Origin of the sequence: Shewanella sp. 5S214 (genome assembly GCF_041439795.1) — a bacterium.
In the GTDB taxonomy this organism is placed as follows: domain Bacteria; phylum Pseudomonadota; class Gammaproteobacteria; order Enterobacterales; family Shewanellaceae; genus Shewanella; species Shewanella vesiculosa.
Map to the genome: position 1 here is coordinate 132,683 of NZ_JBGOOV010000010.1, position 14,463 is coordinate 147,145.

The 14,463-nt window shown below is 40.7% G+C and carries 13 protein-coding genes; 5 read left to right on the forward strand and 8 right to left on the reverse strand.

Going from position 1 to position 14,463, the window contains the following annotated elements; all coding sequences use genetic code 11:
• The first annotated feature begins 286 nt into the window (after positions 1-286).
• The gene (locus ACED29_RS09045; RefSeq protein ID WP_371697499.1) at positions 287-1,369 is read left to right on the forward strand and encodes a PepSY-associated TM helix domain-containing protein; all 1,083 of its coding nucleotides are present in this window, start codon (positions 287-289) and stop codon (positions 1,367-1,369) included.
• 78 nt (positions 1,370-1,447) lie between these two features.
• Here the strand turns inward: ACED29_RS09045 and ACED29_RS09050 are convergent, their stop codons facing one another.
• Entirely contained in the window at positions 1,448-2,617 is a 1,170-nt protein-coding gene (locus ACED29_RS09050) for a lipid-transfer protein (RefSeq protein ID WP_182697541.1), read from the reverse strand.
• Positions 2,618-3,093: 476 nt separating this feature from the next.
• Between ACED29_RS09050 and ACED29_RS09055 the strand changes: the two genes are divergently transcribed.
• Positions 3,094-4,296, forward strand: coding sequence for an ammonium transporter (locus tag ACED29_RS09055; RefSeq protein WP_371697500.1), 1,203 nt, complete (start codon positions 3,094-3,096; stop codon positions 4,294-4,296).
• A gap of 78 nt (positions 4,297-4,374) precedes the next feature.
• Here ACED29_RS09055 and ACED29_RS09060 read toward each other — a convergent pair whose 3' ends face one another.
• The 5 genes from ACED29_RS09060 to ACED29_RS09080 all read right to left on the reverse strand — a co-directional run bounded on the left by ACED29_RS09060 (position 4,375) and on the right by ACED29_RS09080 (position 9,258).
• Positions 4,375-4,623 (reverse strand): hypothetical protein, encoded by a 249-nt coding sequence (locus ACED29_RS09060; RefSeq protein WP_124015488.1) that lies wholly within the window; start codon positions 4,621-4,623, stop codon positions 4,375-4,377.
• Positions 4,624-4,740: 117 nt separating this feature from the next.
• On the reverse strand, positions 4,741-5,211 hold the full coding sequence (locus ACED29_RS09065; protein ID WP_371697501.1) for a hypothetical protein: 471 nt from the start codon (positions 5,209-5,211) through the stop codon (positions 4,741-4,743).
• A 122-nt stretch (positions 5,212-5,333) separates the two neighbouring features.
• Complete coding sequence (locus tag ACED29_RS09070; RefSeq protein ID WP_124015486.1) at positions 5,334-7,520, reverse strand: OsmC domain/YcaO domain-containing protein; 2,187 nt, start codon at positions 7,518-7,520, stop codon at positions 5,334-5,336.
• Positions 7,521-7,789: 269 nt separating this feature from the next.
• Positions 7,790-8,587, reverse strand: coding sequence for a retropepsin-like aspartic protease (locus ACED29_RS09075; protein ID WP_371697502.1), 798 nt, complete (start codon positions 8,585-8,587; stop codon positions 7,790-7,792).
• Positions 8,588-9,045: 458 nt separating this feature from the next.
• Complete coding sequence (locus ACED29_RS09080; RefSeq protein WP_011636218.1) at positions 9,046-9,258, reverse strand: cold-shock protein; 213 nt, start codon at positions 9,256-9,258, stop codon at positions 9,046-9,048.
• A gap of 946 nt (positions 9,259-10,204) precedes the next feature.
• On the opposite strand from ACED29_RS09080, the gene ACED29_RS09085 reads away from it, so the two are divergent.
• Entirely contained in the window at positions 10,205-10,780 is a 576-nt protein-coding gene (locus ACED29_RS09085) for a porin family protein (RefSeq protein WP_182697547.1), read from the forward strand.
• 338 nt (positions 10,781-11,118) lie between these two features.
• Here the strand turns inward: ACED29_RS09085 and ACED29_RS09090 are convergent, their stop codons facing one another.
• The gene (locus ACED29_RS09090; RefSeq protein ID WP_371697503.1) at positions 11,119-11,505 is read right to left on the reverse strand and encodes a ribosome recycling factor family protein; all 387 of its coding nucleotides are present in this window, start codon (positions 11,503-11,505) and stop codon (positions 11,119-11,121) included.
• 311 nt (positions 11,506-11,816) lie between these two features.
• Here ACED29_RS09090 and trmH point away from each other — a divergent pair, with 311 nt between their 5' ends.
• Together trmH and ACED29_RS09100 are read left to right on the forward strand one after the other, a co-directional pair.
• Positions 11,817-12,518 (forward strand): tRNA (guanosine(18)-2'-O)-methyltransferase TrmH, encoded by a 702-nt coding sequence (gene trmH, locus ACED29_RS09095; RefSeq protein WP_124015482.1) that lies wholly within the window; start codon positions 11,817-11,819, stop codon positions 12,516-12,518.
• Between the two features lie 191 nt (positions 12,519-12,709).
• A complete protein-coding gene (locus ACED29_RS09100) occupies positions 12,710-13,336 on the forward strand; it encodes a protein-disulfide isomerase (RefSeq protein ID WP_124015481.1) in 627 nt (208 codons plus the stop codon).
• A gap of 114 nt (positions 13,337-13,450) precedes the next feature.
• Here ACED29_RS09100 and ACED29_RS09105 read toward each other — a convergent pair whose 3' ends face one another.
• Positions 13,451-14,095, reverse strand: a complete 645-nt coding sequence (locus ACED29_RS09105; protein ID WP_124015480.1) for a LysE family translocator — start codon at positions 14,093-14,095, stop codon at positions 13,451-13,453.
• Positions 14,096-14,463: the final 368 nt, after the last annotated feature.

Genomic DNA, 14,463 nt, shown 5'->3' on the forward strand with positions numbered 1-14,463 from the left:
TATAATGCGCCAGCCTACAAAGAGTGATGATTTGTCAGTAAACACCTTAACCACAGTGGTCAGTAAATCAATTAACCTTAGCTTGGGTTAAATAGCCGCACGACGAATTACAGTAAAGCTTGAAACCTACTCAATCACGCCATCTTTACACTTCTTTAATTGAATAATTAAATGAGATTAATTATCATTCCCCAGATTGTGGTTTGATGATTAAATTGAAAACACAATAAAAATCAGCTGGTTTATAACCAGCTGCAATTCGACAGTGTGTAATAGAGTAAACAAAATGAGCATGGTTTCGGCGTTAAAATGGTTTCATAACTGGGTAGGTTTTTTCATTAGTATCACAATGCTAATTGTATTAACGACAGGCGTTTATTTAGGGAGCGTTGATTTACTTAAACGCACAGACAACAAAGGTCAGGCATTTGTGCCGCTCACCCTTGAACAAAAAGCCGATACGGTAAGCCGTTTATTCGAGCGCTACCCTAGCATGAGTACTATTCGTTTTCCGACCGAGTATACCCCATATATTCAAGCTAGCACTCGGGGTAAAGCCATAGCCCTAGACAATCAACTCAATGAACTCAGCAGTAGCTCTTCATTTGACTTACCTTTCTATGAAACGGCTTTCTGGTTACATCGTAATTTTCTGATCGATAATGGCGGCAAATACATCAATGCTTGGGCTTCGCTGGCTGGCGGTATTGTCACCTTAATTGGTATTTATCTGTGGTGGCGAGTTCGTAAGGGATTTCGACTAAAGCAGAGCTTGCCTAAAAATACTCGCTCAAGCAGTTTGCTTAAAAGCCATATTCAATTAGGACTGTTTATTTCAGTACCGTTATTTATATTGTGTGTCAGTGGTTTTTTAATTACTTATAACAGTTTATGGACTGGTGCTCTCAAACCAAAAGCCGCACTCGAGCAAGTTGCTTATCCTGTTAGCCAAGCAAACGATTGGTTAAGTCAGCTCACTAGCGCACAGCAAATTTGGCCTGAGGCAGAACTGATCTCTGTAAGTAAGCCTCGCTCAACACCGAATAAAGGCCCACAGCCTGATAGCGACACGCCACAACAGCTGATATATAGCATCCAATTTGATCAACATCAGGGTGTTTGGTTACGAGAAGCCGACCGTATCAGCATCAATTACCAACAAGGCACAATTGAATCGGTACTCAAACACAGTGACAGATCATTTGCAGGTAAAGTGGCTAGCTTTGTTAGACCATTACATGATGGACTTAATATGCCTGCCAGTTATGTCATGCTGATCACCTTGGTATCGCTTATTGGCACCTTGATTCTTTCATTCAGTGTGGTGACCTTTTCCCGCCGTACTTTTAGTCGTAAAAAAGCCAGTTAACGAACGGCCCACAGTGTTGCGCTTCATTTCCCTCATATATCGACGGCAATGTAGCGCAGCATGCAATAAAACCGTTAGTTAAACGCCATATAAGGTCACCACCACCGCACCACCTAAGCCAACATTGTGTTGTAGGGCAAATTTGGCATTATCCACTTGCCTATTTCCGGCTTGGCCGCGTAAATGCCACGTTAATTCAGTACATTGTGCTAGCCCAGTCGCACCAATAGGGTGCCCCTTAGACATCAAGCCCCCAGACGGACCAATAACGTATTGGCCACCATAGGTATTGTCACCGTTGGCAATCAATTCTGCAGCGCCGCCTTCAGCACATAAACCTAATGCTTCGTACGTGATCACTTCATTAGGGGTAAAACAGTCATGTAACTCAATCACATCGATATCAGCAGGACCAATACCGGCCTGGTGGTAAACCTGCTCAGCTGCCCGTTGTGTCATGCCTTTACCAACGGCATACATTGGATCTTGCCACGACAGCTCGGTATCCGTCGCCATTGCCTGCGCAATAATATTTACCTTGGATGTAATCCCGTGTTTGCGAGCAAATTGCTCGCTGCACACTATGGTTGCAGCAGCACCGCAGGTTGGTGGACATGCCATAAGCCGAGTTAAGTAACTATCATAGATAACTTTATCATCAAGCACTTGCTGGTAAGTTAATGGCGTTGAAAACATAGAGTACGGATTCTGTAATGCATGACGCCGCGACTTTTCAGCTACCTTAGCAAAAATATCAGCGCCTACATGATACTGGTCCATATAGTGACGCCCGGCAGCACCAAAGGCGCGAAGTGCGATTGGGCCTTGTGGGGCATTGAATTGTTGTAACACGGGGTCAAGACGCTCGAACGGACTTTCTCTGTCTGTCCAGTGAGAGCCCAATGCTCCAGGTTGCATTTCTTCAAAGCCAAATGCTAATGCGCAATCCACTTGGCCTGACAATACCGCCTGGCGCGCTAAAAATAACGCTGTCGAACCACTAGAGCAATTATTGTTGACGTTAATGATCGCAATACCGCTTTGAATGACATCGTAAAATGCATGCTGAGCGCAGGTACTATCGCCATAAATATATGCACCATAAGCCTGCTCGATCAATTTAGCATCAAGGTTGGCATCGGTTAATGCTAACCTAATCGCTTTAGCCGCCATAACTCGGTACGGTTGATGATGGCCCGGTTTGCAAAAGGGGATCATCCCCACGCCTGCCACTCTTACTGCTGTCATATTACTCCCGCCATTTTAGTTATTATTGGGCATGCTAGTGACTTGTTAGTACTGATAAAGCATTAAGATTTCTAACGATTGGAATTAAGAACCTAACATTAAGAACTAGAAACCAAAAGCGTGAATTCGAACAGTCATAAAACGTCTGATTGTCGACTGATTACTTAAACGATTTATCTTAAACAACATTGTTAACATAAAGTTAATCGGCTGATTATGCAACGCACCAAATGCAAGCGGCAATGCACCAAACTAAAGCATTAACAGCATAATTATCAGTCATAGGTGTTACTTTTCAGCATTCACCTGCCCAAAAAATGCACTCACATTGAACATTTTATAGATTATTTAAGCAATATTTTCATACGTTTGCACCACGAGAGATCAACTAAATGATAGGTGGCCTGTGATTTAGGAATGATTTTTGCTCTATAAACGCATGAATTTCAATAGAGAATTGTTTTGTGGAAACTAAAATGAATAATATTAGTGATGCTATTGGCGTAATTGCACAAAGCGCGGACACCTTGTTTATCTTACTTGGTGCAATTATGGTATTAGCCATGCACGCTGGCTTTGCATTTTTAGAAATGGGTACTGTAAGACACAAAAACCAAGTTAATGCCTTGGTAAAAATTTTAACCGACTTTGCTTTTTCAGCCCTCGCTTATTTTGTCATTGGCTATCAAATTGCTTACGGTAACCACTTCTTTGTCAGCGCAGAAGCATTAAGCACAGATAACGGTTATCAACTGGTTAAATTCTTCTTCTTATTAACCTTTGCAGCAGCCATTCCAGCAATTGTATCTGGGGGGATTGCTGAACGCGGGAGATTTCGGCCTTTCTTATTGGCTTCAGCATTGATTGTTGCCTTTGTGTATCCCCTGTTTGAAGGGATTATATGGAACGGTAACTTTGGTTTTCAGGCCTGGTTAGACAGCCAATTTGGTGCTCAATTTCATGATTTTGCTGGCTCTGTCGTCGTCCATGCCATGGGCGGATGGTTAGCACTAGTCGCTATTTATTTGCTTGGCGCCCGCCGCGGCCGTAAACCCGGCATTGCCTTTGCGCCATCGAACATTCCGTTTCTAGCCTTAGGCTCATGGGTGCTGATTGTCGGCTGGTTTGGTTTTAACGTCATGTCAGCACAGACGCTTGGCGGGATCAGCGGTTTAGTGGCAGTAAACAGTTTAATGGCCATGGTGGGTGGCACTATTGTGGCGCTTATTATTGGCAAAAATGACCCTGGTTTTATTCATAACGGACCACTAGCAGGCTTAGTGGCTGTGTGTGCAGGTTCTGATTTAATGCATCCGGTTGGCGCATTTGTGGTTGGCGGTGTGGCTGGCGGGTTATTTGTATTGGTGTACACCAAATTACAACGCAGCAGTAAAATAGATGATGTTTTAGGTGTATGGCCTTTACATGGTTTATGTGGTGTCTGGGGTGGTATTGCTGCAGGCATTTTTGGTCAGCAAGCCTTAGGTGGCCTTGGCGGAGTGAGCTTTACTTCGCAACTTGTTGGCACTATTGCCGGGGTCGTTGTCGCATTAGTTGGCGGTATTATCGTCTATGGCTTAGTGAATAAACTATCGAGTTTACGCTTGAGTCAAGAAGATGAATTTATTGGTGCAGACTTAGCCATTCATAAAATTGGCTCAACCAATTCAGATAAGTAATTATCCTAAGTAGTAAATCATAAAAAGGGGGCAGAAATGAATTTCTGCCCCCTTTTTAAAATAAAATAGAGTCAACAATCAGTGCTTCGATTTAACCCCATTTTTAACTATGTCTTGACCGTTTTCGAAAACCTCAGGTGTCACCCAGCGACCGAGTAATAGCTTGTGGTTATCACCAAATACCGCAACAAAATGACGACCATCGGCATTACTGGTTGCCATACCGACACCGGCAACGCCTTCTAAACCTAAACCGCCCTTTTCCACCGACAGTAAAAAGCGTTCTAATTCAGCTAAATTGTCGATCACATCATTTTCAATATTCATTTATTATCCAATTGGCTTAACTCGTTTACCACATATTTTAGCGCATTGAGAATAAATAAGGTACCGCCGATGCCCTGAGCATCGGCGTTCGATATACCTTCCAGGATAATATGAATATTAAAAAACGATGCTTAAATCAATTAACTCAGCATCATCGTCATAGGAATCAAAGTTAACCGACATTAATATTGTCCCTTTAGTGATCATGACATTATCAAAGTTATCTTCGGCATCAGGATAACGCGCCAAGAAGGCCGTTTTGGTGGTAGGGATTTGATAAGTCGCTAATACTTTTTTAAACTCGTCGATGTCTTGCGGTTCAAACATTGACTCGGTCACCTTAAGACTATTGATCGTACCTTGCTCATTAAACCCAAGTAACACATTGCTGTTTACTATTGCCTTAGGTCCATTTTCATTAAGCTGAATTTGATTCACCAGCTGCTGCGGCTGCAAGGTATAAGTCTGCTTATGATCCAGTGCGATAATCTTTGCAATATCAATATTATCAAAATTGGCAAAGTTCACTTCAGGCTTATGACTTGCATCGACTAAGGGCATAATGGCAAAACGGTTAAGTCGAGCCACGACAACAGACAGCGATTTACATCAGCAATAAAAATAAGGTAACTGCCACAACAAAAAAGCGAACCTCGTTAGGTTCGCTTTTTCACGATCAGATTTATCACGGTCTAATACTTAACTAAGCACTATATACCCGCTTTAGCTTTCCGCGCTTGATGCAGCTTTTTGTAACTTTCAATCAAGCGTAAATGTGGCTCAATACCTTCTAGCTTGATGCTAGTTTTTGTTAGGCCATAAAAGCGCACTGTGCCATTAACCGAACCAACCACATTGTCCATCACTTCTTGACCAAACATGCGGTTAAAGTTACCCATAAAATGCTCAAGCTCTAAGTCGTCATCTAGGGTCACTTCAAGCACAGCATTGACAGCTTGGTAAAACAAGCCACGTTGTACTGTATTGTCGTTAAACTGCAAGAACTCACCAACTAACTCAATCGCATCTTCATGAGAACCCAATGCGAGGTAAATCAGAATTTTTAATTCAATAATGGTTAACTGGCCCCAAACCGTATTCTCATCAAACACAATACCGATTAAAGTACGGATATCGGTCTGATTATCTAATTGACTCTCTTCTAAGCGATTTACTAACTTAGATAACGCTTTAGTGCTTAGTGAGTGCAGGTTCAAGATGTCTTTACGGTAATGAAGCGCTTTATTGGTATTGTCCCAAATCAAATCATCAACAGGATACACTTCTGAATATTCAGGCACTAAAATGCGGCAAGCTGATGCACCTAAATCAGTAAATTCAGCAATATACACTTCTTTACCCATGGCTTTTAAAATACCAAATAAGCCTGCGGCTTCTTCTTCACTGGTGCCGCTAAAGTCCCACTCACAGAACTCATAGTCAAACTTACTACTGAAGAAGCGCCAAGAGATAACCCCTGTTGAGTCAATAAAGTGCTCAACAAAGTTTTCAGGCTCGGTGACGGCCATACTATTGAATGTCGGCTTTGGCACATCATTTAAGCCTTCAAAACTGCGGCCTTGTAATAGTTCAGTTAAACTACGCTCCAACGCCACTTCAAAGCTTGGATGCGCACCAAACGAGGCAAATACACCGCCGGTTCTAGGGTTCATTAAAGTGACGCACATCACTGGGAACTGACCACCTAACGAAGCATCTTTCACCACGACAGGGAAACCCTGTTCTTCAAGGCCTTTAATACCCGCTAATATGCTAGGGAATTTCTCAAGTACTGTCATAGGAACATCTGGCAGTACAATTTCTTGCTCAATGATTTGACGTTTTACAGCACGCTCAAAAATTTCAGATAAACACTGTACATGCGCTTCTTGCAGATTATTACCCGCGCTCATGCCGTTACTTAGAAATAAGTTTTCAATTAAGTTAGACGGAAAATATACCGTTTCACCATCAGATTGACGGGTATATGGAATCGCGCAAATACCTCGGTCAGTATTACCTGAGTTGGTATCAATTAGGTGCGAGCCACATAACTCTTCATCTGGATTGTAAATATCTAAGCAGTATTCATCTAACAAACCTGATGGAAGTGCATCATCCTCTTCCAGTGCAAACCATTTTTCATTGGGATAATGCACAAACTCGCTATTGGCGATTTCTTCACCAAAGAACTGATCATTATAGAAAAAGTTATTATTAAGACGCTCAATAAACTCACCTAGAGCCGAGCATAGTGCGCTTTCTTTTGTGGCGCCTTTACCATTAGTAAAACACATAGGTGAGGCGGCATCACGAATGTGTAACGACCATACGTTAGGCACTATGTTGCGCCATGAAGATATTTCGATCTTCATGCCCAAATCAGCCAATAAACGGGTCATGTTTTGAATGGTTTGCTCGAGTGGCAAGTCTTTGCCCAAAATAAAGGTACTCGTGTCGCCAGCCGGTTGTCCCATCAGCATGGCATTGGCGTCAGCATCAAGGTTTTCAACGGTTTCAATTTTAAATTCTGGGCCAGTTTGAACCACTTTTTTAACAGTACAACGATCGATTGAACGTAAAATACCTTGACGATCTTTGTCAGAAATATCGTCTGGTAACTCAACCTGAATTTGAAAAATTTGGTTGTAGCGATCTTCTGGGTCAACAATATTGTTTTGCGAAAGCTTGATATTTTCAGTAGAAATATCACGGGCTTTACAATAAACCTTAATAAAGTAGGCAGCACAAAGCGCAGACGAAGCTAAGAAATAATCAAAAGGACTTGGAGCTGAGCCATCACCTTTATAACGAATAGGTTGGTCTGCCGTAACGGTAAAGTCGTCAAATTTGGCTTCGAGTTTCAAATTGTCGAGAAAGTTTACTTTGATTTCCATTGAATATGTCCACAGTCTAACGCAGCCAAACGGCCTACTAATCTAATTGAGGTGAATTATCGGTGTTTTTGACCCAATAGTCTTGGGTTAATTAACCAAAAGTTGGCAAGATACTGATTTGTTGAGGTGAAAAAACACACAAAAGACATGGATGAAGCTGATTACATTGAATAACCGTGTGACAAAAATAACGTCTCTATCACACGGGATGATGCAAGATTAATGACATTACAATGTCGTCAAGCACACTCAATTAAATCTGAGTTGGATTAAGAGTCTTCAGGTAAGCCTACGTGCATATGTCCAGATTTATAATCTATGGTCAACACAAAGTGCTTAAGAATATCAAAGCCAAGAAGACCTTTAATATTTTTACCTTTAATATGGGATATGCTGTTGCGATCATCTTGCCCTGTAATCACCTCAATCTGCCCTTCGCTTGGCACGCTCGTTTGTACATTTTCAATCGTAAAAGGACCGAACTTAACTTTTGGCAATCGGAAACTCTCCGTTGTGCCTGCATTATTGACACCAAATGAGTTTGTAGCTTGCGCACCGTAATGCGTTAACCAATCTGAGTCAGTGGCAAGAGTGCGTTTTAAAAACAAGCCACCACTATTACCAGTATCGAGGATCAACCAAGCATTCTTTTCCCCATTAAGCTCGACTCTCACAATCGGTTGACCAGTGCCACGATCCATTTGCATGTCAATGTTTTCAAGTTTGGCTAAATCAATGGAATCTCTTCCAAATAATCTCAAACGACTATTGGGATAATCTATCTGGAAAATAAATTTCTCCAGTAGACCTGCGCCTAATAAAAGCTCCACATCATAGTGACCTAAACGCAAACCTGCCAATTGATCAAGTTCAATATTGGCACCAAACAAGTTTGCCGTGACATTGTTATAAAGTTGAGAGGATTCAGTACTATAAATGCCTTTGACATCGATTTTACTGCCTTTATCAAACTCAAGATTATATTTATTGATAAAGCTTAAATTAATCGCATTGAGCTGAGAACCACTGTCTAAAATGGCCCGACCTTCAATACCATTAATGGTCACAGGAAGATTAATATGGCCATTGATAATGTCAAAATTAACCCAATTGGTTACCGCGAAAGTCGGAAATGAAATAAGTAGAGCAGAAAAAATGCTAGCAGTTTAACTCGAATTGATTGCATCTATTATCCTTAATATGTATGCCTAAAAAACGTTGTTATATTAACAGCTAACAGTAAAAAATAATAAAAACTTTACTTATAAATGGCCGATAAATTCATCATCAGCTATATGACTCGACATAACCTCAACTCGCAATAACAAAGATTGCCTCACGCTCGACACAAGAAGTAAGTGACCAGGAGATAATGTACAGCATGGGATAACAGTGGATAAAACAATCGGGGAGATAGGTTGAAAATTTGCTTAACGCAGGTAACAGTTAATAAAAATACTAAAATTTAGACATAAAAAAACGCAAACAGTCGTTAAACCGTTTGCGTTATCTTTATAACGTCGAGTTACACAGCTACTACGTTAGCAGCTTGTGGGCCTTTTTGGCCTTGCTCAACATCAAAAGAAACTTTTTGGCCTTCAGCTAAAGTTTTGAAACCTTCTGAAGTGATTGAACGGAAATGAACGAACACGTCAGCGCCGCCGTTATCAGGAGTGATAAAACCAAAACCTTTATCTTCGTTAAACCATTTTACTAAACCAGTTGTTTTATTAGACATTTTGTTGTCCCTTATATATTTAAAATTAATCAATCTGTCGCGATAATGCGATGCGCTCAAGCTTGAATTATTGAATGTCACGATGAAGCTAAGGGAAACACAGAGGATAACAACGATAACGAAGAGATTCTAAGGCTTTTCTTTTACTTAATGTTCATTAATAACTCTGAATGTCAGAGCAGACTGTATAATACATCAATATCTAAGCTTGTAAAGGTCTTAATTGAGTAAATTTCATCAACACAGACGAACCACTTAATTAGCATCATCAAAAGCACTCATTCACGATAACAGTATTGCCCCAGCAAACCTGATATTCAGCATTAACCTCAGGCCTGTCTTAATCGCTAACAAAAAACCACATAAAATCACTTCTACTATCTTTATAAGAACTTAATACAATCCTATTGTGTTAATGGTTCCGCTATCCCACTTGTAGTGATCGTTGTAGCTGCAGCTGTAGTCGTTGTCGTTGTCGTTGTCGTTGTCGATCATGTTCTTCAATTGTCACACTTGGGCACTATTGTGCAAACCTGTACTTTAAACAGCGAAATCAACATATCCAATTAACGACTTCGATTTGCTCAGTTATAGAAAAGTAACCATATTATAAAATACTCAGCAGCAAATCATACAAGTGACGATAACACACCAAACCAACAACATCCTCGTAACATTATGTTTTTAATATGAAAAAATTACAATTCAATCAGAAAAATATACCGTTACGCACTATTTCCGCCTCGTTTAACAGATAAAATTTAAGCAACCTTATTTATAGCATAGCCAGTTCCACTTCATTTACTAAAAAAATCTCAAAGCATAACCATATGATATTCAATTAAAAATTTGATAACAGCAATCTCCCTACCCCATTGTTTTTATAAAGTTGGCATCCGTTTTGTAGTGTACTAGATGTATTTACGTAATTAACTAGGAGTACCTTATGAGAAATACTATTGTTACTTTAGCTGGACTAATTTCATTAGCATCTTTTAGTGCTTATTCTCAAGCTGATGACTTAAAAAATGACGTGGCAGAAAATGGTATTTATGTCGGCGCTAATTATGGTTACCTAAAAGTCGATGGAGATGATGAGTTTGACGACGACAATGATGTGCTCCAGGGCTTAGTAGGTTATCGCTTCAATAAATACTTAGCTCTAGAAGGTAGCTATATTGATTTTGGTCATTACGGCAACAATTTATCTCGAGCTGAAACAGATGGTTATACCGCAGGCCTAAAAGTCACACTGCCAATTACTGATCGAGTAGAATTGTATGCCAAAGGCGGCCAATTATGGTATTCCACTGACTATGACGTGGTCGGGTTGTCTGGCAATAAAGATGATGAAGGTGTATTTGCCGGTGCTGGTGTCGGGTTTAAAGTAACAGACCGTTTTTTAATTAATGCCGAGTACACTTGGTATGACGCAGAAATTAACCTAGATAATGTTACTAACGGTTCCGATACAGAAACAGATTTCAAGCAAGCGAGTATCGGGGTTGAATATCGTTTTTAAGCATAACTAGACAGCTTAAAACGTCAGCGACTTAAAAAATAATAGTCATCAAGGTGTAATGCAAATTGCGTTACACCTTTTATTTATGTTTACCATTTAAAGCTCACATTAATACTGTAAATTTTCTATCCAAGGGCATATGAATAAACACAAAGGTCTTGTTTCTGCGATATTATCTATGCCTCAACTATACCCACTGCAATACCAGGATAATCTGATTAACTTATAGCGAAAATATACTAATACGTGCGATTCCAGCCCCAAACCACAGCAATGTTTACCATCAAAAACGATTGCATTCCTTCAGCATAAAAAGTGAAAGCACACGGTTGAAATAATCAACAGTCAACGTGAAAACGAGCCACTCTCGCCTCAGCTAACGTGCACTGGGTAAGCTGGATTAGCTCGCCTAAAGTCAAGTTAGGATTATCACGAATTAAACGCCTAAGCTTTACGTCTAATGGCTCTAACTTGTCGGCATGACCCAGTAATGCTGTAGCAATTTTTTGAATTAGATAACCAAAGCCAGCATCATTGTCAGTTTTTAATCGCTCTATAAACGATTGAATACTTATAGCCTCGCCTGTAATGGCCCAATTTCGAGAACGACGCACACGCTTAACATCACACTGATATTGCAACGCAATATCTCTGGCTTGCTTAGCTTTTTCACCGCCGATTCGATGAATAAGTGAAGGCAATTGGATGGTAATATCTTCAGTCATGGCCTGCTGTAAAATCTACTTGTTATTATCATTAGCTTAAATGCGTTTAGTTAGCTAAAAACAGTTCTTTACCTATTACTTATCACCATACATTAAAAAAGCGATCTTGTGATTATTGCCTACATTAATCGGCGAGTCTTGGTGTTACCGCGATGAATGACTTTTTAGGACTGGCATTTTAGCGCTATAATACCAGCCGAAATAATCATCTTACTGTCAATATTACTCATTTATTCGTTGCATTGAACGCATTTTGTGCGGCAAGCAAAGGTTAAATATAAATAGAGTGAAAAATCAACTAGAGTTACCCCATGAGCCCAGAACGTTTTGCCCGAATAAACCAGATGCTGGATAATCGCCAAGTCGACTTAACGATTTGCCTTGATAAAGTGCATATGACCAATAATATTGCTGCGGTTCTTCGCTCTGCTGATTGTGTCGGTATTCATGAAATTCATGCCGTATGGCCAGATATCGATATGCGAGTATCAGGTAATACCGCTTCAGGTAGCCAACAGTGGGTTAATACGGTTAAACATTACACGTTTGCAGAAGCTCATCAGGTTTTTAAAGCACAAAAAATGCAGGTACTTACGACGACCTTTTCAAACACGGCCGTGGATTTTCGTGAAATTGATTACACCAAACCTACCGCTATCGTGATGGGTAACGAACGTGATGGTGTGAGCGCAGAAGCGATTGCAGCGGCCGATCAACACATCATCATCCCCATGCGAGGCATGGTGCAGTCGCTTAATGTGTCTGTAGCGGCAGCATTAGTTATGTATGAAGCCCAGCGCCAACGTGAGCAAGCCGATATGTACGGCAGCCGCAAACTTGATCACGCTTATTGCCAAACTATGTTGTTTGAACAAGGTCATCCAGTTTACGCCAAAGCCTGTCGACGCAAGCAAATTCCCTACCCAGCCATTGATGATCAAGGCCAAATTGTTGCCAACAAAGAATGGTGGGATCGCATGCGCGCCCCTGATCCGCAAGCATTGGTGGTATAACCCAGAAATACCGCCGATATTGCTGGGTTTCTTACTTATTAATATATTGCAGGTACATGAGTATTAACCTCATCGAGCACTCTACGACAGTCTGTCAATATCGGTTGTCGTCATTACTGCAAGGATTGATTGAATAATAGCGATAAACTATTTAGGATCAGTTCATCTGATCACAAACAAGAATTCATTTAATGACCACTGAGCTTTATTTTATCTACGACTCACATTGCCCTTGGAGCTATGCCGCCACACCTTTGGTGAACGCATTGCAACAAGCCTATCCAGAAATGAATATTCACTTATTACATAGTGCGCATTACATCGGCAAAGACAGTGCTGGCGAAGAACAAATGCAAGCAGCGGCAAAAATAAGTGGACTTAAATTTGGTCGCGACCATATTCGCTACGCAAACAGCCCTAAAAGCTCAATCAAAACCGCAAACTTTATGGCCTGGTTAGAGGGCAAACAAGCTGACAAGCAATTAGCTGTGCTCAATGCGCTACAAAGAGCTCATTTCATTGAAGGTAACCCGCTTAGTAATAAACACGACTTTAATGACATCGTCGAAAAATTTAAGCTATCACCATCAAATAAAGTGTTTAAAGATGAGCTCAGTATGGATGCAGAATACGTACTGGAAGGCATAGAAGAAATTCAACAAATCATTGGTACCACTGGTTTTCCCGTATTGGTGATGACAGTTAATGATAACGCCATTTTTATCGACCACTCACAATACCTGAGCAGCCCTCATGCCGTGGTAGCCGCGGTTGAAAAAGAGATAGCGGCGATTAAACTCGCTAAAAGTGAATCATAACGATAAACCTTCGCTCGCCAAATGCATTATCGATGTGAATGCGCCAGCAATAAGATCAAAAAACCACGGTTAATGACCGTGGTTTTAGTTAATGGCCTCTTTCAACCGTAAAGGTTAAGCAATACTCTGCACTTGCGATGCCAGTAACCAAATGGCTAAAGCAAAAAATATTATCCCCATAAACTTATTTTGATAAGCACGAAACTTTTCATTTTTCAGCAATGGTTTGCCCAAACTGCCCACTAATGCCACCAACAGCAAATTGAACGTCAAGCCCATTACGTTCAGCAGTAAACCGAGTGCCAGCATCTGTTCACCTGAACTGGCAGTGAGTTGGGTAGAAACAAACTGGGGCAGAAACAACACAAAAAAGATCAGTGCTTTAGGATTAAGTAAATTGCTCAGCACCGCACGACGATAAAGTAGTTTAGCGACATTACCTTGCTGGCTAAACTCGGGCGCATCGCTGGCACCACTGCGCATGCAATCCCAGCCCATTTTCAATAAATACGCTCCGCCCAATACCCTTAACAGCTCTAACGCAATTGGATTCATCGCCACAAGAGCAGAAACGCCCATAGCTGCAAGCAAGGTTAAAATTAAACCAGAAGTCGCATTACCAAAGCTGGCATACACACCCACTTTGCGACCATAGCTCAAACTCGAACTGGCGATCAACAACATGTCAGGCCCAGGGATTAACAATAACGCGACCACAGTGGTTAAATATAAAGGCAGCAAAGCCAGATCTATCATCATAAATACACAAATATTGGTTAGCGGTAAAACAAGGCGCGGATTCTACAGCTATTCAACATGAATGAAAGTCATGATGGGCAACATCCAGTGTTTAAGCACTGTAATGGTTGGCAGAGATTGTTTACAGATAAAGTAATGAAATACATGATGGACAAACACTACCTTTGAACTCGCTATTTCTGTTACAACAGACTAATTAGTTATAATAACAAAATAGCAATAAACTATTATATTTCATGTATATAAAGTTAAAAAATATTCCGGGAATAAATATCAGTTCAGTCATGACGGCTAGCCTGTTGTTTTCAGCACTTAGTGAAGATGGAATAAGCCTTACTTAAAGTCGGTGTCATCTTAAGCGGTTGGCA

Bases quoted from the DNA above. Each gene is read 5' to 3' on its own strand.
- ACED29_RS09045 (WP_371697499.1), top strand. From the start codon at position 287: ATGAGCATGGTTTCGGCGTTAAAATGGTTTCATAACTGGGTAGGTTTT.
- ACED29_RS09055 (WP_371697500.1), top strand. From the start codon at position 3,094: ATGAATAATATTAGTGATGCTATTGGCGTAATTGCACAAAGCGCGGAC.
- trmH (WP_124015482.1), top strand. From the start codon at position 11,817: ATGAGCCCAGAACGTTTTGCCCGAATAAACCAGATGCTGGATAATCGC.
- ACED29_RS09070 (WP_124015486.1), bottom strand. From the start codon at position 7,520: ATGGAAATCAAAGTAAACTTTCTCGACAATTTGAAACTCGAAGCCAAA.
- ACED29_RS09050 (WP_182697541.1), bottom strand. From the start codon at position 2,617: ATGACAGCAGTAAGAGTGGCAGGCGTGGGGATGATCCCCTTTTGCAAA.
- ACED29_RS09085 (WP_182697547.1), top strand. From the start codon at position 10,205: ATGAGAAATACTATTGTTACTTTAGCTGGACTAATTTCATTAGCATCT.
- ACED29_RS09080 (WP_011636218.1), bottom strand. From the start codon at position 9,258: ATGTCTAATAAAACAACTGGTTTAGTAAAATGGTTTAACGAAGATAAA.
- ACED29_RS09090 (WP_371697503.1), bottom strand. From the start codon at position 11,505: ATGACTGAAGATATTACCATCCAATTGCCTTCACTTATTCATCGAATC.
- ACED29_RS09100 (WP_124015481.1), top strand. From the start codon at position 12,710: ATGACCACTGAGCTTTATTTTATCTACGACTCACATTGCCCTTGGAGC.
- ACED29_RS09060 (WP_124015488.1), bottom strand. From the start codon at position 4,623: ATGAATATTGAAAATGATGTGATCGACAATTTAGCTGAATTAGAACGC.
- ACED29_RS09105 (WP_124015480.1), bottom strand. From the start codon at position 14,095: ATGATGATAGATCTGGCTTTGCTGCCTTTATATTTAACCACTGTGGTC.